Annotated in this window: 16 protein-coding genes and 1 pseudogene; 12 read left to right on the top strand and 5 right to left on the bottom strand. The window is 30.0% G+C overall.

The window, feature by feature from the left end; translation table 11 throughout:
- Positions 1–106: 106 nt before the first annotated feature.
- Genes F6464_RS00645 through F6464_RS00630 form a run of 4 tightly spaced genes read left to right on the top strand, consistent with a single transcriptional unit; the run spans position 107 to position 4,760 of the window.
- A complete protein-coding gene (locus F6464_RS00645) occupies positions 107–730 on the top strand; it encodes a TetR/AcrR family transcriptional regulator (RefSeq protein ID WP_151105817.1) in 624 nt (207 codons plus the stop codon).
- Complete coding sequence (locus F6464_RS00640) at positions 720–2,066, top strand: TolC family protein (RefSeq protein WP_151105816.1); 1,347 nt, start codon at positions 720–722, stop codon at positions 2,064–2,066. The genes F6464_RS00645 and F6464_RS00640 overlap by 11 nt, the downstream gene beginning before the upstream one ends.
- 17 nt (positions 2,067–2,083) lie before the next feature.
- On the top strand, positions 2,084–3,163 hold the full coding sequence (locus F6464_RS00635) for an HlyD family secretion protein (protein WP_151105815.1): 1,080 nt from the start codon (positions 2,084–2,086) through the stop codon (positions 3,161–3,163).
- Positions 3,164–3,173: 10 nt separating this feature from the next.
- Positions 3,174–4,760 (top strand): MDR family MFS transporter, encoded by a 1,587-nt coding sequence (locus tag F6464_RS00630; RefSeq protein WP_151105814.1) that lies wholly within the window; start codon positions 3,174–3,176, stop codon positions 4,758–4,760.
- 13 nt (positions 4,761–4,773) lie between these two features.
- Here the strand turns inward: F6464_RS00630 and yaaA are convergent, their stop codons facing one another.
- Both yaaA and F6464_RS00620 read right to left on the bottom strand, forming a co-directional pair.
- On the bottom strand, positions 4,774–5,532 hold the full coding sequence (gene yaaA / locus F6464_RS00625; protein ID WP_151105813.1) for a peroxide stress protein YaaA: 759 nt from the start codon (positions 5,530–5,532) through the stop codon (positions 4,774–4,776).
- 51 nt (positions 5,533–5,583) lie between these two features.
- Positions 5,584–7,119: a YifB family Mg chelatase-like AAA ATPase gene (locus F6464_RS00620; protein ID WP_151105812.1), complete on the bottom strand. Its 1,536-nt coding sequence runs from the start codon at positions 7,117–7,119 to the stop codon at positions 5,584–5,586.
- 93 nt (positions 7,120–7,212) lie between these two features.
- Here F6464_RS00620 and F6464_RS00615 point away from each other — a divergent pair, with 93 nt between their 5' ends.
- Both F6464_RS00615 and F6464_RS00610 read left to right on the top strand, forming a co-directional pair.
- On the top strand, positions 7,213–7,590 hold the full coding sequence (locus F6464_RS00615; RefSeq protein WP_151105811.1) for a PH domain-containing protein: 378 nt from the start codon (positions 7,213–7,215) through the stop codon (positions 7,588–7,590).
- A 331-nt stretch (positions 7,591–7,921) separates the two neighbouring features.
- Complete coding sequence (locus F6464_RS00610; protein ID WP_151105810.1) at positions 7,922–9,247, top strand: ammonium transporter; 1,326 nt, start codon at positions 7,922–7,924, stop codon at positions 9,245–9,247.
- Between the two features lie 211 nt (positions 9,248–9,458).
- Here the strand turns inward: F6464_RS00610 and F6464_RS14750 are convergent.
- Positions 9,459–9,572 (bottom strand): annotated as a pseudogene (locus tag F6464_RS14750) (hypothetical protein); the annotation flags it as partial.
- A 1,208-nt stretch (positions 9,573–10,780) separates the two neighbouring features.
- On the opposite strand from F6464_RS14750, the gene F6464_RS00600 reads away from it, so the two are divergent.
- From F6464_RS00600 to F6464_RS00590, 3 genes are all read left to right on the top strand, one after another.
- Positions 10,781–11,665 carry a universal stress protein gene (locus F6464_RS00600; protein ID WP_151105809.1) on the top strand — a complete coding sequence of 295 codons (885 nt, stop codon included), beginning with the start codon at positions 10,781–10,783 and terminating at the stop codon, positions 11,663–11,665.
- Between the two features lie 95 nt (positions 11,666–11,760).
- Positions 11,761–12,381, top strand: coding sequence for a hypothetical protein (locus F6464_RS00595; protein WP_151105808.1), 621 nt, complete (start codon positions 11,761–11,763; stop codon positions 12,379–12,381).
- Positions 12,382–12,724: 343 nt separating this feature from the next.
- Entirely contained in the window at positions 12,725–13,180 is a 456-nt protein-coding gene (locus F6464_RS00590; RefSeq protein ID WP_151105807.1) for an OsmC family protein, read from the top strand.
- A gap of 89 nt (positions 13,181–13,269) precedes the next feature.
- Here the strand turns inward: F6464_RS00590 and F6464_RS00585 are convergent, their stop codons facing one another.
- Both F6464_RS00585 and F6464_RS00580 read right to left on the bottom strand, forming a co-directional pair.
- Positions 13,270–13,725, bottom strand: coding sequence for an Hsp20/alpha crystallin family protein (locus F6464_RS00585; protein ID WP_151105806.1), 456 nt, complete (start codon positions 13,723–13,725; stop codon positions 13,270–13,272).
- Between the two features lie 144 nt (positions 13,726–13,869).
- Positions 13,870–14,919 carry a response regulator gene (locus F6464_RS00580; protein ID WP_191963301.1) on the bottom strand — a complete coding sequence of 350 codons (1,050 nt, stop codon included), beginning with the start codon at positions 14,917–14,919 and terminating at the stop codon, positions 13,870–13,872.
- A 389-nt stretch (positions 14,920–15,308) separates the two neighbouring features.
- Between F6464_RS00580 and F6464_RS00575 the strand changes: the two genes are divergently transcribed.
- The 3 genes from F6464_RS00575 (at position 15,309) to F6464_RS00565 (ending at position 17,229) form a co-directional block, all read left to right on the top strand.
- On the top strand, positions 15,309–15,980 hold the full coding sequence (locus F6464_RS00575) for a BON domain-containing protein (protein WP_151105804.1): 672 nt from the start codon (positions 15,309–15,311) through the stop codon (positions 15,978–15,980).
- Positions 15,981–16,057: 77 nt separating this feature from the next.
- Positions 16,058–16,486 carry a hypothetical protein gene (locus F6464_RS00570; protein WP_151105803.1) on the top strand — a complete coding sequence of 143 codons (429 nt, stop codon included), beginning with the start codon at positions 16,058–16,060 and terminating at the stop codon, positions 16,484–16,486.
- A gap of 224 nt (positions 16,487–16,710) precedes the next feature.
- Complete coding sequence (locus F6464_RS00565) at positions 16,711–17,229, top strand: YciE/YciF ferroxidase family protein (RefSeq protein WP_151105802.1); 519 nt, start codon at positions 16,711–16,713, stop codon at positions 17,227–17,229.
- Positions 17,230–17,244 lie beyond the last annotated feature (15 nt).

Raw genomic sequence — 17,244 nt, 5'->3', positions numbered from 1 at the left:
AGATTTTGAACATTTTTTTAATTATTAATATTATGTTAAAAAGATATTAAACAAACGTTTAATTTAAACAAACGTTTAAATTTGCCATCAGTTTAAAATAAATCGAATGAATAATTTTAACGACAAACAAATTGATATTCTTCTGGTGGCTGAAAAGTTATTTGCCCAAAAAGGATTTGACGGTACTTCTATTAGAAATATCTCGAAAGAAGCCAAAATTAATATTGCAATGGTTTCTTACTATTTTGGTTCAAAAGAAAAGCTTTTAGAAGGATTAATTTTGTTTAGAATACAAGATTTAAAATTAAAACTAGAAAACTTATATAAAGAAAAGCTTAAACCTTTAGAAAAAATAAATAAGTTTATCGAGTTATATATTGAAAAAATTGACCAAAATAAAGATATCTATCAAATTTTGCACTTTGAACTTTCCTCTAATAAGCGAGCAATGAATTTGAAAGCTTTTACAGATATTAAGAGAGGTAATTTAAGTTCTTTATATAAAATTATTGAGGAAGGCCAAATTCAAAAAATATTCAAAAAAGACATTAATATTCCTTTACTTACTCCAACTATTCTTGGAACGTATTTTCACTTTCAAACCAGTAAGCCTTTTTTTATGGAAATCCTAAACCTGAATACAGATGAGCAATACAATCAATACATAAAAACCGATTTAACAAAACACATTCAACAAACTATAAAATCATTAATAGCAAATGAAAATTAACAAAATAATGCTTTTATTTTTTTTAGTTGTACAATATTCAGCTATTTCGCAAGTAAATGAAAAAAAGAATTTAGAAGATTCTAGCAAACTTAATCTTAAAGAAGCTATTGATATAGCCATAAACAAAAGCAACGAAGCCATACTTGCTAATACTAAGGTTGAAACAAAGAAATTAGAAGTGCAATCAGTTAAAAACAATCAATATCCAGACGTGAAAATTTCTGGTCAATATATGAAATTGACTAATGCCACAGTAAATTTAAAATTAAACAACAATTCTAATAACGGAAATTCTAGTGAACCACCAAAAGTGAATCAGTTGATTCTTGGTCAAGCCAATGTTAATTTACCCCTTTTTTCAGGATTTAAAATTCAAAATAGCATCAAAGCCTCACAATATCTGTATCAGGCAGAAAAGGCAAAATCGATTCAAACCAAAGAAGAGATTGCTATGAAAGTAATTGAATATTATGCCAACTTGTATCGAGCACAAAAAGCAGTTGATTTGATTACTGAAAATCTGAAAAGTGCCAAGCAACGGGTTAAGGATTTTGAAGATTTCAACCAAAACGGAATAATTGCAAGAAATGATTTATTAAAAGCGCAATTGCAACAATCAAAAGTGCAACTTTCATTAGATGAAGCCTATAAAAATGTTGCTGTAATCAATTATTATTTAGTAACATTCTTAAAACTAAATGACGATTATAAAATCAATATTGACGAACATCAATTTGATAATAATGAACCTATAAATGTAATTAAAAATGAAGACGAAGGGTTGAAAAATAGAAAAGATTTAGAAGCAATTCGATGCTTTCAAAAAGCTAGCGAAAGCAATGTAAAAATTGCAAAAAGCAACTATTTTCCATCAGTTGCATTGGTTACTGGGTATACAAATTTAAACTTACAAAACGTAGTTACAGTTCAAAACGCCATAAACGTTGGGTTGGGAGTTTCTTACAATTTGAGTTCTATTTTCAAAAATGGGAAGGACGTTAAAATTGCAAAAAATAAAGTTTTAGAAACCCAACAATCCGAAGCCATTTTATCAGAAAATATTAAAATTCAAGTGCAACAATCGATAGAGAATTATAATTTGGCTTTGAAACAAAATTTGGTTTATGAGCAAGCAATAGATCAAGCAAAAGAGAATTATAGAATTGTGAAAGACAAATACGACAATGGACTTTCAAACACAACTGACCTACTTGATGCCGATGTAGAACAGTTAAATTCAAAAATAAATTACGCCTATTCTAGAGCAAACATTATGCTTAAATACTATGAGATGCTTTCTGCTTCAGGGCAATTAACTGCTTCTTTCAATTTTTAAAAAACTATTTTAATATCATGGAAAATAAAAAAACTAATAAAAAATTCATTTCAATATTTGTTGCTCTTTTTCTTTTAGGCTTGGTTTACGGAATCTATAAATATATTCATTCGCTTTCTCACGAAACCACAGATGATGCACAAATTGAAAAAAATATGAATCCAATAATTCCAAGAGTTACGGGTTATATTACCAAAGTATATATAAAAGACAATGACTTTGTAAAAAAAGGAGATACCCTTTTCACAATTGACAATAGAGATTACCTTGTAAAGTTGGAAGATGCAAAAGCGGCATTAATCGCTTCAGAAAGTAGTTTTGCTGCTTCAAAAGCGGATATAGAAAGCTCAGCTGCAAACATTTCTGTTTCTGAAGCCAATGTACAATCTATTGGAGGAAATATTGAAACTGCTAAAATTAGATTGGGTCGTGCTTCTAGCGATTTTGAACGATATAATAATTTGTATAAAAATCATTCTATCACTAAACAACAATTTGAACAGGCTTTAGCTGCAAAACAAGAAGCTGAAAGTCAATTGCGAATTATACAAGATCAGTTCAAAGCGAGCAAATATCAAAAATCGGTTATCGTTGCAAAATCAAACGTGTCCAATAAACAAACTGAAGTGGCTGCAGCCAATATCAAAAGAGCACAAGCGATGTTGGATGCTTCAAAACTGAATTTAGAGTATACAGTTGTTACTGCATCAATAGACGGACAAGTTTCAAAAGTAAGTATTCAACCTGGACAATTGGTTCAACCTGGACAGTCTTTATTTTATATTATCAATAATGCCGAAGCTTGGGTAATTGCCAATTTCAAAGAAACACAATTGGATAAAATGGTTATTGGGCAAAAAGTTTCAGTAAAAGTAGATGCCTATCCCGATACTGCTTTTGAAGGAACAATTACTTCCTTTTCTCCAGCAACAGGAGCCCGATTTTCATTGCTTCCGCCAGATAATGCAACTGGAAATTTTGTAAAAACGATTCAAAGATTACCAATAAAAATTACTCTCAATACAGATAACGATATTGAAAAAGTAAAATTACTACGCCCTGGAATGAATGTGGATGTTGATGTACATTTAAAATAATTATCCTAAAATGACTGCAACAGTAGGAGAAGATGACCTAGTTGAATACGGTTTTAGACGTGTCATTATAACAATTACAGCAGTACTTTGTGCTTTGCTAGAAATTGTTGATACAACTATTGTAAACGTAGCACTTACTAATATGAGAGGTAGTCTTGGAGCAACCTTAACGGATGTAGCTTGGGTTATTACAGCCTATGCAATTGCCAATGTGATAGTTATTCCAATGACAAGCTGGCTTTCGCAACAATTTGGCAGAAAAAATTATTTCGCAGTTTCTATTATTATTTTTACAACTGCTTCTTTTCTATGCGGAAATGCAACAAATATTTGGGAATTGGTTGCCTTTCGTTTCATACAAGGTTTAGGTGGTGGCGCATTACTCGTTACAGCTCAAACTATCATCACTGAAAGTTATCCAATTGCGAAACGAGGAATGGCTCAGGCTATTTACGGTATGGGAGTTATAGTTGGACCAACATTAGGGCCACCTCTTGGTGGTTATTTAGTAGATCATTTCTCTTGGCCTTATATCTTTTACATTAATATTCCTATCGGAATTATTGCTACTTTATTAACATTAACTTTTGTAAAAAGTCCAATGTATGGCATAAAATTAAAAGCCAGTCAAGTTGATTGGTTGGGCATTGTATTTCTAGCCTCATTTGTAGGTTCTCTTCAATTTGTTTTAGAACATGGGCAACAAGACGACTGGTTTAACAATGACTTAATTGTATTTTTAAGTATCGTAACTATAGTTGGATTATTATTATTTATATGGCGAGAACTAACCTATAAACATCCAATTGTTAACTTAAGTGTCCTTAAAGATGGAAATCTACGAATAGGAATTGTCATGTGTTTTATTCTTGGGTTTGGTTTGTACGGATCTACTTTAATTATTCCAATATATACGCAATCTATTTTGGGTTGGTCTGCTACTGATGCTGGTTTGTTATTGATACCTGGATCTATAACAACTGCCTTTTTGATGCCAATTGTTGGAAATTTGATACAAAAAGGAGTTCCTCAAGGCTATTTAGTAGGCATTGGTTTTTTAATATTTTTCTTTTTTACATTTTGGATGTATAATGTTATTACACCAGAAACAGGGGTCGAAAATATGTATTGGGCTCTCATTATAAGAGGTGTTGGCTTAGGATTACTTTTTGTACCCATCACTACTTTATCTTTATCGACCTTAAAAGGAAAACATATTGGTGAAGGTGCCGCTTTTACAGGAATGATGAGACAATTAGGCGGTTCTTTCGGTATTGCAATTATAACAACAGGCATCACTCGTTTTTCTCAAGAACACAGAGTAAATTTAATTGCTCATTTGGACCCTACCAGAATAGAAGTGCAACAAAGAGTAGCGCTATTGCAACGAGGATTTATGTCTAAGGGATACAGTGCAAATGAATCTTTAGGAAAAGCCTATCAAATTTTAGATTATTCAGTTCTAAAACAAAGCACCATATTATCGTATATGGATATTTTTCTATACTTAGGGATTTTATTCTTGTGTTGTATTCCTATTGTTTTTTTGATAAAAAAAGGGAAATCAAAAATTAATCCAGCTGATGCCATGCACTAATTCAACAATAGATTTAACGGGTAAAAACTAATTTATTATTTTTTGATAAATTATCATCAAACCGATATCCTTCATAATTAAAACCTTTCAAATCATCAATTGATTCCGCATTCGTGTCAATGATATAACGAACCATTAGTCCTCTCGCCTTCTTTGCAAAGAAGCTTATCATCTTTAACTTTCCATCTTTATAATCTAGAAATTCAGGAGTAATTACAGGAACTTTTAATGCCTTGACATCTATTGCCGAAAAATATTCATTGCTTGCTAAATTGATAAATAATTCGCTTTTGTGAAGTTCCTTATTTAAAGTATCAGTTATCTTGTTCTTCCAGAAATCATATAAGTTTTTATTTTCTCCAATGGTAATTTTTGTTCCCATTTCTAAACGATAGGGTTGTATTAAATCTAAGGGTTTTAGCAAACCATATAATCCGGATAAAATTCGAAGTTTTTCTTGTAACAACGCTACTTTTTCAGTTGGAATTGTTGTTGCATTCAAACCTATATATACGTCGCCCGCAAAAGCATAAATGGCAGGTCTAGCATTTTCTGGTGTAAAAGGAGTTTTCCAGTCTTTATTGCGTTGCCAATTCAATTCACCCAATTTATCTGAAATCGACATCAGTTCAGACAATTCTTTTGGAGATTTTTGCTTGATGACTTTGTTTATTAATGTACTTTCTTTTATGAAACGAGAGTTTGTATATTCTTGTGTTGGTAATGTTGTTTCAAAATCTAATGATTTTGCAGGAGAAATGACTATTTTCATGTTTAGTATATTGTGAAATATGTTTTTTTATTCGATTAATTTATTCAAATTCTAACCTAGCCAACCATCTCTATCCAAACTTCTGTATTGAATGGCTTCTGCAATATGGGAAGCACCAACAGCTTCTGATCCTTCTAAATCTGCAATGGTTCTGGAAACTTTTAGAATTCTGTCATAAGCACGAGCTGATAAATTCAATCGCTCCATAGCTGTTTTTAGTAATTGAAGAGAAGTTTCGTCGAGTTTACAAAACTCACGAATGTGTTTGGTATTCATTTGAGCATTATAATTCACCGTTTCATTGGTTTCGAAACGAGCTGTTTGAATTTCTCTCGCTTTTGTAACTCGAGCTCTAATATCAACACTGCTTTCAGCTTTTGCATTATCCGATAATTTCTCGAAAGGAACTGGAGTTACTTCTATATGAATGTCTATTCTATCTAAAAGTGGTCCAGAAATCTTGCTTAAATACCGTTGCATTTCATGTGGAGAAGAAGTTTGAGGAGCGTCAGGATCATTAAAAAAACCACTTGGACTTGGATTCATACTCGCCACCAACATAAATGATGATGGGTATGTTACGGTAAACTTAGCTCTAGAAATAGTTACTTCTCGATCTTCTAATGGTTGTCGCATAACTTCTAATACATCTCTTTTGAATTCTGGCAATTCATCTAAAAACAAAACACCATTATGTGCCATCGAAATTTCTCCGGGTTGAGGGTAACTTCCGCCGCCAACCAAAGCTACATTTGAAATGGTGTGATGCGGGCTTCGAAATGGTCTTTGATTCATCAATCCTACCTCTTTTAATTTTCCAGCAACACTGTGAATTTTTGTAGTTTCTAATGCTTCTCTCAGTGTCATTGGCGGTAAAATACTAGGTAAACGTTTGGCAAGCATTGTTTTTCCTGCACCGGGTGGTCCAATTAAAATAATATTATGTCCACCAGCTGCTGCAATTTCCATGCACCGTTTTATGCTTTCTTGACCTTTCACATCGCTAAAATCATGTTCTGGGAAATCTAAAGTTTTATAAAACTCAGCGCGAGTATCTATAGTTGTAGGCTCTAAAGTTCCCTTTCCTTCAAAAAAATCGATAACTTCCTGAACGTTTTCGACACCATACACATCTACTCCAGTTACAATAGCCGCTTCTTTTACATTTTGTTTTGGGAGAAAAAAACCTTTAAAACCTTCCTCTTTCGCTTTTATTGCAATAGGCAACGCTCCTTTTATAGGTTGTAAACTCCCATCTAATGACAATTCGCCCATAATGATATACTTATCGACTTCATCAGCTTTGATTTGTGCTGAGGCAACAAGAATACCAATTGCCAATGTTAAATCATAAGCGGAGCCTTCTTTCCGTAAATCGGCTGGAGCCATATTTATGGTAATTTTTTTTCCTGGCATATTATACCCATTATTCTTTAAAGCAGCAGCGATACGATAACTACTTTCTTTAATGGCATTATCAGGCAACCCTACAAGATGGTATCCAATTCCTTTATCCATATTCACTTCAACAGTGATTGTTGTGGCTTCGACTCCAAAAACGGCGCTTCCAAAAACTTTAATAAGCATAAAACTGTATTTTGAACGTAAATTAATAAAATATTAGCAGTTACTACAAGTAAATTAATTTAATTTTGAAAATCAAAAAATAAAAAAATATTTATGGGACTATTTAATGCCATTTTAGGAAACGCTTCAGAAGTAAATATCGAATCAGTAGCAAAAGAATTTGAACCTATCTTAATTGATGGGGAAATTATTGAGAAAGCGTACAAACTTATTAAAGACATGTTTATATTTACCAATAAACGATTAATTCTTGTGGAAAAACAATTGGTTGGTTCAAAAGTTGACTACATGTCTATACCCTATTTCAATATTCAAAAATTCTCTAAAGAAAGCGCTGGAATTTTAGATTTAGATGCTGAATTGAAAATTTGGCTTAGAAGCGAAAGTACGCCTATTACTAAACAATTTGGAAAAGGCGGTAATAATATTAATGAAGTATATAAAATTTTAAGCCAACATATATTAAAGTAAATCTTTAGTAAGAATTATATTGTTTAAGGAGTAAATAACTATATGGTTATTTACTCCTTTTTTTATTATATTTTTCTGAATTGCAGTATTTGAATTTTTAGAAAAGTAATTTTAACAAAAAAAATTTATGTAAGGTTATTAAAACGTAAAAAAATATTGATTAACACAAAAAGACATTATTAAATTATAAATTTTGACTTTTATTAATCGCATACCCTTAAAATTTTGGGGTAAATTTTGAAAAAAACATAAAAATAACTATTAATTGACGATTTTTTTAAGGGGTTACAAATCATTTTATATTTTTAACAAAACTTTAAAACTAAAAACAATGCGAAAAATTATTTTAAGTGTGATTCTAATCACGATTTTGGTGTTATCCATTTTTTCAATTCATTTATTTCCAGAGGGTACAACTTTAGGTGCACATGTTGTGGATCTCAAATTAGATACTGGAGATACAGCTTGGATGTTAGTAGCTACTGGTCTTGTATTACTAATGACTCCTGGACTTGGATTCTTTTACGGGGGAATGGTTGGTAAAAAAAATGTAATTAGTACTGTTCTTCAAAGCTTTATGGCTATGGTTATAGTTACTGTACTTTGGGTTGTAGTAGGATTTGGTTTATGCTTTGGACCATCAATTGGTGGTTTTATAGGTGACCCATCAACTAATATGTTCTTTCAAGGAGTAAGTGCTAATACTGCTTGGGAATTAGCTCCAACAATTCCTTTTATCTTATTTGCTTTATTTCAAGCTAAATTTGCAATAATTACACCTGCATTAATTACAGGTGCTTTTGCTGAGCGCGTTCGTTTCTGGGCCTATTTGTTATTCATGGTTTTATTCATATTATTTGTTTACGCTCCTTTATGTCACATGACTTGGCATCCTGATGGAATTTTCTTCGGATGGGGAGTATTAGATTTTGCTGGAGGAACTGTAGTACACATGAGTGCTGGATGGGCTGCTCTTGCTGGAGCAATGTTCTTAGGAAAAAGAAAAGTACAAAAAGCAAATCCTGCTCGTATTACATATGTATTATTAGGAACAGGTTTATTATGGTTCGGTTGGTTCGGTTTCAATGCTGGTTCTGCTGTAGGTGCTGGAAGCCTTGCTGCTCAAGCTTTAGGAACTACAACTGTAGCTGCTGCTGCTGCTGCAATGGGCTGGGTATTCCTTGATAAAATATTAGGTCACAAACTTTCTGCAATGGGAGCTTGTATCGGAGCTGTTGTAGGATTAGTTGCTATTACTCCTGCTGCAGGTTTTGTAACAATTCCTTCTGCACTAGCAATTGGTTTTATTGCTAGTATTGTAAGTAATCTTGTAGTCAGTAAATTCCCTAAAGGTAAAATTGACGATGCATTAGATGTATTTGCTTGTCACGGAGTTGGTGGTATGGTAGGTATGCTTTTAACAGGTGTATTTGCTTCTAAATCTGTTAACGCAATTGTAGGTGATAATCAAGGTTTAATCTACGGTGATGCTACTTTGTTTTTGATTCAATTAAAAGCATTAGTTCTTGTTTCTATATTTGCCTTCGCAGTTTCTTATGCTTTGTTCTTTATTGTAAATAAAATAACTCCGCTAAGAGTTTCTGAAGAAAAAGAAGAATTAGGATTAGATATTTCTCAACATGGTGAATACTTATAGTAATCACTTTTAATTCAATAGTAAAACACTCTAAAAATTCGTTTTTAGAGTGTTTTTTTTTTGCTGTTTTTAAATGCTTATCTTATACCGTTTAGATATTTTAATTGTATAATTTAAGTAAAAAAAAATAGTCAAAACTGCATAGGTTTTTTTGTGAACTTCTCAGTGATTAATTCTTTAACTATTTCATCTAATTTAAGTTTAAGCTCCTTTAATATTTATAGATTTTGTTTGTAGTTTTCCTTTTCATGTTAAGCCAAACAAATTCAGCTGGATTGAGTTCTGGGGAATAAGGCATAAGAAAAATAAGTCTATGTTTTGAGGAATAATTAGCGACTTTCTTTTATGAAAAGCACCATTATATAAAATAATTACTTTAAATTCTGCGGTGTTTTTATTTGACAATTCGTTTAAGAAGATTTGAAAATTATCGCCAATGCAATAGGGTAATTCTATTACTAAACTATCCCAATTGATTGGGGAAATGCCCCAAAGATATAAGTAGATTTGAATATGTTTTGGTAAGTACAAATTGGCTTTACACCTTTTGCTATTATGGCTTTACCGTTTCTTCTAAATAATCCAAAGAGGCTCTCGTCTTGCCCATAAAGATTGAAATGAGTGAATTTCCCAGAAGCATTATTCAAAGCGTTTTCAAGAATTATTCGGAAGTTTTTTTAAAAGTCTGTACTGCATTGGGGTCTTTATTTATGTGAATTTTTCTAGATACTTTTAGTTTGGCTCCAAAATGCCTTTTCACATATTTGTTTACTATGTAATAATTGATACAGCCTAGAATGTAATTCTCATCAATCTAATTAATTAAATCCACATAAGATGTAAAAGCATCATTTGGAGAAGTTAGTCTTTGTTCAATTGCTTGGTGTATTTCACTATTTATTATTGATTGTTTAAAGCCAATTCCTCCATCAAACGGTAATCTATCAATTCCGTTCTCAAAATAGGCCTTTCACCATTTTTGATTCATATTATAGTTTACTTTTAAATTAGTAGCCAATTCAATTTTACTCAATGACTTTTGACTTTTCTTGAGCATTAACAAAACAACATTTGAATGCGCTTTTTTTGTGAATAGGTTTTCTCTCATAAGACTCTTAAGTTCTAATTCACTTTCTATTACAGTTATTTTATTTGACCCTAAATCTTTGCTCGAACAGGCGAAGCAATTTTACATAAGAAAATATACAAAATAGTATTAAATCGAAGATATTTTGAAGAAAAATTATTCGATATACTTGTAATTAATTGAATTACAGCATTATGAATAAAAACAGACAATAAAAAATTTTACAATTAGAATTGCATATTTAATTCTTTTATTCACTACTGCAAATATTATAGCCTTTTAAAAGAATAATGGTCTTATATGTAATTATATTCCAAAATAATTGGCGTTTTAGCCAAACTCTATAATATATATAATGATATCCATCATCATTTTCTTTGATTTATGTCATGAATTAAAGTTTCAAAAAAAAGTAAATTTATTTCTACTAATTAAACATAATAATCATGAAAAAAATATTATTTCCAATTGATTTTTCTGAAACATCGTTCAATGCTTTCAGATATGCTTTGCATTTTGCAAAAAAAATTAATGCTGAAATTGTAACATTGCATGTATATGAGTATCCTGCAATTGTTTATTCTGAATATGGAAATTTTCTCATAGACAATTATAATGTCAATGAATGGACTGAATTTGAAAATTACAAAGACGAAGTTCCTAAATTGAGAGCTATTGCCGAGAATGAACAACTTGAACATATCAAAATCAGTCATGTTTTAAAACAAGGCAATGTTCAAGATTCTATACTGGATCTTGTTAAAAAAGAACGCGCAGATTATATTGTAATGGGTACAAAAGGAGCTACTGGTCTCAAAGAAATATTTTTAGGAACTGTAACTCAAAGCATCATGAATAATGCTAAAATTCCTGTTTTTGCAGTCCCTTCCAATTGTGAATACCAACCAATAAAAAGAATTTTATTTCTTACTAAATATGAAAAATCGCACTTCCCTATTTTAAAAATAATTTTTAAACTTGCCAAAGTTTTTGAGGCACATTTGGATGTTTTACAGGTCTCCACTTCTTTTGACAATACTCATAAAACAATTTATTCTGAATGGGAAAAATCATTTCCAAAAAGTGAAGTAAGTTTTTTTACTTTAACAAGCAATGATTATGAAGGTACTATTAATGAATTTATGAAGCTTCATAAAACAAATTTAGTGACTATGCCTATTCATCACTTAGGATTTTTTGAAAAAATATTTTCCTATAGTTTATCCCGAAAATTGACATTTCATTCCAATATTCCTATTTTAGGACTATATGAAAGAAAAGAAACAGAGACAAAACAAGTTTCTAAAAATCAAAAAACAATGCATTCGTAAAAAAACGAAAACAGAACCAAAATAAGATACAGGTACCATAATTAAATTGGAAAGTGTGTTTTATTTTTATAATCTCCAATTCTATTTCAATGGATATGAATTACTCGCTTAATAAGATAGGATTTTGGTCAGCATTATTGTCAGCATTGTTAGGATTTACTCACATGCTTCCTCAGGTTCTTTCTGAAATAAAATTAATTCCCAATTCAAAAAATCTTGAAATATTGTTATTACCAACATTATTTATGGCAATAACCTTTTTAACCACAATGATTTGTTTACATTATGCAATATCTCGAGAATTTAAAATTTGGACAGCCTTGGGAGTAGTTTTTTCAATTGTATATTGTAGCAGTATTGCAATAATATACTTTAATCAATTTGCGCAAACTTATTTCTTGAAACTATCAAAAACTTTTTTTGAAAAAATATTCTTGTTAGACCAAAATACTCTTGTTTTAAAAATAAACATGTTAGGATATTGTTTTACAAGTTTGTCAACATTTTTTGTTGCTTTTGCCTTTAAGAAACACAAATGGCTCTATAGATCTTTGGTCTGGAATGGAATCCTATTGCCTTTTTTGATTCTATCCTTTTTTTATTCCATTTTTTACTTGGCTCTAATTTTTTGGATTGTATCCTTCCCTATGTGTATGATTCATTCAGCTGTTTTTTTCAGATATTCAATTTCAAACACATCTAAAGCAAAACTATAAAACGTATTTAATATTATAAAATCAATAAAAAAGAGCAATTATAGCAGGATTTTTTATGATTTAGATTCATTTAAAAAAGTTTTTTTCTAGGATTTTATTACAGAATCTTTTTGACAGATTCAATTTTGAGCTACATTAAACAGAATATAATAATTGTATTTTATCTGATTGTGAATCTCCAATTCAGAAATGTTTTATCTTAAGATGAAAGATCAGAATGCGACTGTAACTATTTTAAAGTTGGCATTAAGTCTAGATAAAAAATTAAATACATTTTTTATTCTTTATTAAAACGTTCCAAAACTTTGAGTTATCAATTTTTATTATTAATAATCAATTATTTATGAGAAATCCTTATACTTATCAAGTCCAGTTAACTTGGCTGGAAAGCCGAAAAGGGCTTTTGCAATCAGATGTTTTAGATGCAACAATTGAAGTTGCTACACCCCCAGAATTTGCAAAAGGAATTATAGGTGTTTGGTCTCCAGAGCATTTGTTTGTTGCTGCTGTCTCTAGCTGTGTCATGACTACTTTTTTAGCTTTAGCCGAAAAATCCAGATTAAAGTTTATCCATTTCAAGTGTAATGCTATCGGAATTATAGAAAAAAAAGAAGACAAATTGATGGTGACTAAAATTACTGTAAGTCCGATATTAACGATAGCAAATAAAGGTGATTTTTTAAAAGGAATAAAAGTATTAGAAATTACTGAAAAATCTTGTATTATTTCTAATTCGATCAAATCAGAATTAATTTTTTTTCAACAAGTTAAGGTTGAAGATGCATCTGATAACAAATAATTTAATAATTAAAAATTATCTAATTAATTTATTTTTATAGGATTAAAACAAGAATCCCGAGAATTACCTCGGGATTCTTCTTGACAAAATTATGCTACTTTAATCTTTTTTAAAGGTTTCTGTACTGATACTTCCATTTTAGGTAATACCAGTTTTAAAATCCCATTTTCATATTTGGCATCAATTTTATCTGTAACTAAATTTTGGGGCAAAGCAAAAGAACGGTAAAAAGAATTATATGAAAACTCTCTAGTTCGATAGTTTTTATCCTCTTTTTTACTTTCTTCTTCTTTTTCTGCACTAATACTTAGCACATCATTGTTAACCTCAACTTTAAAATCTTTACGTTCTAAACCTGGAGCTGCTAATTCAATTTGGTACTCTTTATTGTTTTCAATAATATTAGCTTCTGGAACTACCTCTAAAAAATTTGAATTAAACAAGTCTCCGTTGAAATCTAATAATAATCGATCATTGTTGAAAAAGTCCCCTATTAAACTAGGAAACAATCTTTCACTTCTTCTTTTTGGAATTACTAATGACATTTGATTTGATTTTTAAGTTAAACATTAATTATACACCAAAATTAGAATATAATATAATTAATACTTTTGATAGCAATCATTTGTCTTTATGATATTAATCAGTTTAAATTTCATTACTGACTAAAAATAAGATAAAAAAATTTGCTAATTTCTTAGTTTGCTTAATTTCGGAATATCAACAAGAGATAATCCATTTCGAACTTTAGTAATCATCCCCTCATTTTCAAATTCTGTTAATGTTCGACTAACAGTTTCAGTTGCTGTTCCTGACAATGAGGCTAATTCTGTACGACCTAACGTAATATATTCGCCGTTGGGACAATTTTGTCGAGAATATCTTAATAATACTTCGGCAATTCTTTTACGAACAGAATGATAAGCCAATTGTAGTAGTTGTTCTTCTTTTTCACAGATTTCATTAGAAAGTATTTTAATAAATTTACCTGCAAGATTGGGGTATAAATAAATTAATTTTTCCAATTGTTGAATTGAAAAAAAACAAAGGGTACAGTCTTCTAATGCCATGGCCGTATCAGGATATACTTTTTGGGAAAGGATTACATTTGTACCAATAAATTCATCCGTATTGAAAATCCCTACAATTAGTTCACGACCATCTTCTGCAATTTTAGACACTTTAACTTTACCATCTATTATTAAATAAATTCCAGTAACCTTGTCACCCTCATAATGAACAACCTGTCTCTTTTTAAAAATTCGGTATTTTTTTTGCTCAATAATTTCTTTAAACTCTTCAAGGCCTTCCTTATTTAAAACCAATTGATTAATATTTTGCATTGATTTACTATAATATTCTTTTTGAATTTCTCTTTTTTTAAGCCGAGTTTCAATGGCACTCAATAATTCAATATTATTAAAAGGTTTAATGAGGTAGTCATCGGCTCCCATTTCCATTCCTTTTCGCAAATCTTGCATTTGTGTTTTAGCAGTAATAAAAATAAACGGAATAGTACTTGTTTCAATATGTTTTTTTAGCATATATAAAACACCATACCCATCTAATAGATCCATCATAATATCCCAAAGAATGACGTCTGGCAGATGTTTTAAGGCTAATTCTGCTCCTTCTTTTCCATTCTCAGCAACAATAACCTGATATTTCGCAAGCTGTAAAATTTCTGAAATGTTTTCTCTAATTTCAAAATTGTCCTCAATGATTAGTATGATACTCATGATATGAATTTGATTCGTTAAAAAATCAGAACATCTAGATCAATTTATAATAAAAAACAAAATTTGGGGTAAAAAAATGCATACTACTTCTTACTATTATTGAAATACTTCAATAGTATAAAGTAAATTTAAAAGCGTAAACTTAGACTTAAAATTAGCATTTTATATATCAAATTTAGTAAAAAAAAACCAATTCTTATCTACTTATATAAATAAAATTTCATTGTTATACTTTGATTAAATAATTTATATCCATTTTGATATGTGTTTTAAATCATTGTTTTAGTTGATTTATAGCAAAATTATTTTAGTACAATTATTTTAATTTCGTTCATGATTTTATTACTAAAATCATATTAATTAATTCTTTAATTTAAATTATTTAAAAAATGAAAACAAATGAACAATTACAAAAAGATGTATTAGATGCTCTTAAATGGGAACCACAATTACATGCTGCCGAAATTGGTGTAACCGCAAAAGATGGTATCGTGTCTTTGAGTGGAACTGTAAACAATTATGGCAAAAAGATAGCTGCCGAAAAAGCAGCAAAAAATGTTGCTGGTGTTAGAGCTATCGTAGAAAAAATTGAAGTTACCTACCCCAACTCGGGAGTTAAAACCGATGAGGAAATAGCAAATAATGTGCTGAAAGCATTGCTAAATAACTGGAATGTACCAGATGAAAAAATAAAAGTTGAAGTTGAAGATTCTTGGGTTACTCTAACAGGAGAAGTTTCTTGGAATTATGAAAAAGAAGCAGCTAAAAATTCAATTGATAATATTCCAGGAGTTAGAGGAGTTATCAACAACATCAAAGTAAAATCAGTTCTTAAAAATGAATTGGAAAAAAAATTGATTGAAAAAGCTCTTCATCGCCATTCATCCATTAATGCTAATAACATTCATGTAGAGGTTTCTGGCACAAAAGTAATTCTTTCCGGAAAAGTAAAATCAATGTATCAAAAAGAAGAAGCTGGGAAAATTGCATGGAAAACACCTGGAGTTTGGTCAGTAGAAAACAATATAGTTGTAGAATATGACTATGAATATGCTATATAAAAAAAGCGAGAGTTGTACTCTCGCTTTTTAACTTTTAATTAATCATTATTACTTTCTCAAATTTTAAATATTTTATTATGAATTGGAAATCTGACTACTTTCGATTAATTTTTATACTCGCATTTTCTTTAGTATTATCCTACGATAATTTTATGGCAGCTGATACGAAACCTTCGGAATCTGAACAAAAAGAGTTTTATTTTAAAGCACATACTGCAACAATTTGGGAGTGGATTCAATTTAAAAAAGAAGCTGATACTTTAATTGTACAAGCCGAAAAAAAAATTAAAATTCTTGATAAAAGGCTTCAAAAAAATGACACTTTATTTTATCATCATTTATCTGCCGATTTGAAAATTATAAAACAAAAACTACAAATTCGAAATGAACAGTTTATAGAAGAAATTAAGAATTTGGATGCCAATACAGTTCAGAAAACTTATGAATTTGAAAAGAAATTCACAAAAGAAATACAGAGTCTAAATACCAAATTAAACAAAAATTGAAGTTGAGTTTAATATGTAAATAGATCCAATAAATACAGAATTATATATTGTTAATTTAAATCATGGTTTCAAGCAAAGAAAATTAAGAATAGAATAAACTTCAAAATTTATTTTTTTTTAAAATCTAATATTGATTCCTATCAATTCTCAAATTGATATAAATCACTTTTTATCAAAAATCGTATTACTATCTTTAAAATTCTAAATGTTTAACAGTTCAAAATATGGAAACAAAAGCAACAAATTCATTACAACAATTATTTCATGACGAAATTTATAGATTAATAGCAAGTGAAACTTTGCTTAAAAATGCTATGCCTAAGTGGATTGATGAAACGCAAAACTTGCCACTGAAAAATATGTTGCAAAATTATTACTATCAAATTAATGTTCATTTAGATCGATTGAAATCACTATGCGATTCTCATAAAGAAAATAGAAATCATTGTGTTATTGATCGAGTTATGCAAGCCTATATTGAAGAAACCAATGAGAAGCTGAAACGATGTAGCAGTACTATTCTAGATTCTAGTCTATTAGAAGCCATTCAGGCAATTAGTAGTTATAAATTTCATGCTTATAACTCTGTTGCTGCCTGGGCTGTTGCACTCGAATTTCCTAAAGATGCTAAATTTTTAAATGAAGCTAAAATATCTGAAAAAAACATAGACGAACGTCTTTTTCATCTTGCTATTCGTGAAATTAATCGAAAAGCTAGAAACCCTATAGCAATTACTACTTAATCTTTTATTATAGAA

It is taken from the genome of Flavobacterium luteum (assembly GCF_008806775.1).
Taxonomy (GTDB): Bacteria; Bacteroidota; Bacteroidia; order Flavobacteriales; family Flavobacteriaceae; genus Flavobacterium; species Flavobacterium luteum.
The sequence above is the reverse complement of the archived record's forward strand: the minus strand, read 5'-3'. Positions and strand labels throughout refer to the sequence as shown.

Coding starts and splice junctions, on each gene's coding strand:
- F6464_RS00645 (WP_151105817.1), top strand. CDS start 107: ATGAATAATTTTAACGACAAACAAATTGATATTCTTCTGGTGGCTGAA.
- F6464_RS00640 (WP_151105816.1), top strand. CDS start 720: ATGAAAATTAACAAAATAATGCTTTTATTTTTTTTAGTTGTACAATAT.
- F6464_RS00635 (WP_151105815.1), top strand. CDS start 2,084: ATGGAAAATAAAAAAACTAATAAAAAATTCATTTCAATATTTGTTGCT.
- F6464_RS00630 (WP_151105814.1), top strand. CDS start 3,174: ATGACTGCAACAGTAGGAGAAGATGACCTAGTTGAATACGGTTTTAGA.
- yaaA (WP_151105813.1), bottom strand. CDS start 5,532: ATGAAAATAGTCATTTCTCCTGCAAAATCATTAGATTTTGAAACAACA.
- F6464_RS00620 (WP_151105812.1), bottom strand. CDS start 7,119: ATGCTTATTAAAGTTTTTGGAAGCGCCGTTTTTGGAGTCGAAGCCACA.
- F6464_RS00615 (WP_151105811.1), top strand. CDS start 7,213: ATGGGACTATTTAATGCCATTTTAGGAAACGCTTCAGAAGTAAATATC.
- F6464_RS00610 (WP_151105810.1), top strand. CDS start 7,922: ATGCGAAAAATTATTTTAAGTGTGATTCTAATCACGATTTTGGTGTTA.
- F6464_RS00600 (WP_151105809.1), top strand. CDS start 10,781: ATGAAAAAAATATTATTTCCAATTGATTTTTCTGAAACATCGTTCAAT.
- F6464_RS00595 (WP_151105808.1), top strand. CDS start 11,761: ATGAATTACTCGCTTAATAAGATAGGATTTTGGTCAGCATTATTGTCA.
- F6464_RS00590 (WP_151105807.1), top strand. CDS start 12,725: ATGAGAAATCCTTATACTTATCAAGTCCAGTTAACTTGGCTGGAAAGC.
- F6464_RS00585 (WP_151105806.1), bottom strand. CDS start 13,725: ATGTCATTAGTAATTCCAAAAAGAAGAAGTGAAAGATTGTTTCCTAGT.
- F6464_RS00580 (WP_191963301.1), bottom strand. CDS start 14,919: ATGAGTATCATACTAATCATTGAGGACAATTTTGAAATTAGAGAAAAC.
- F6464_RS00575 (WP_151105804.1), top strand. CDS start 15,309: ATGAAAACAAATGAACAATTACAAAAAGATGTATTAGATGCTCTTAAA.
- F6464_RS00570 (WP_151105803.1), top strand. CDS start 16,058: ATGAATTGGAAATCTGACTACTTTCGATTAATTTTTATACTCGCATTT.
- F6464_RS00565 (WP_151105802.1), top strand. CDS start 16,711: ATGGAAACAAAAGCAACAAATTCATTACAACAATTATTTCATGACGAA.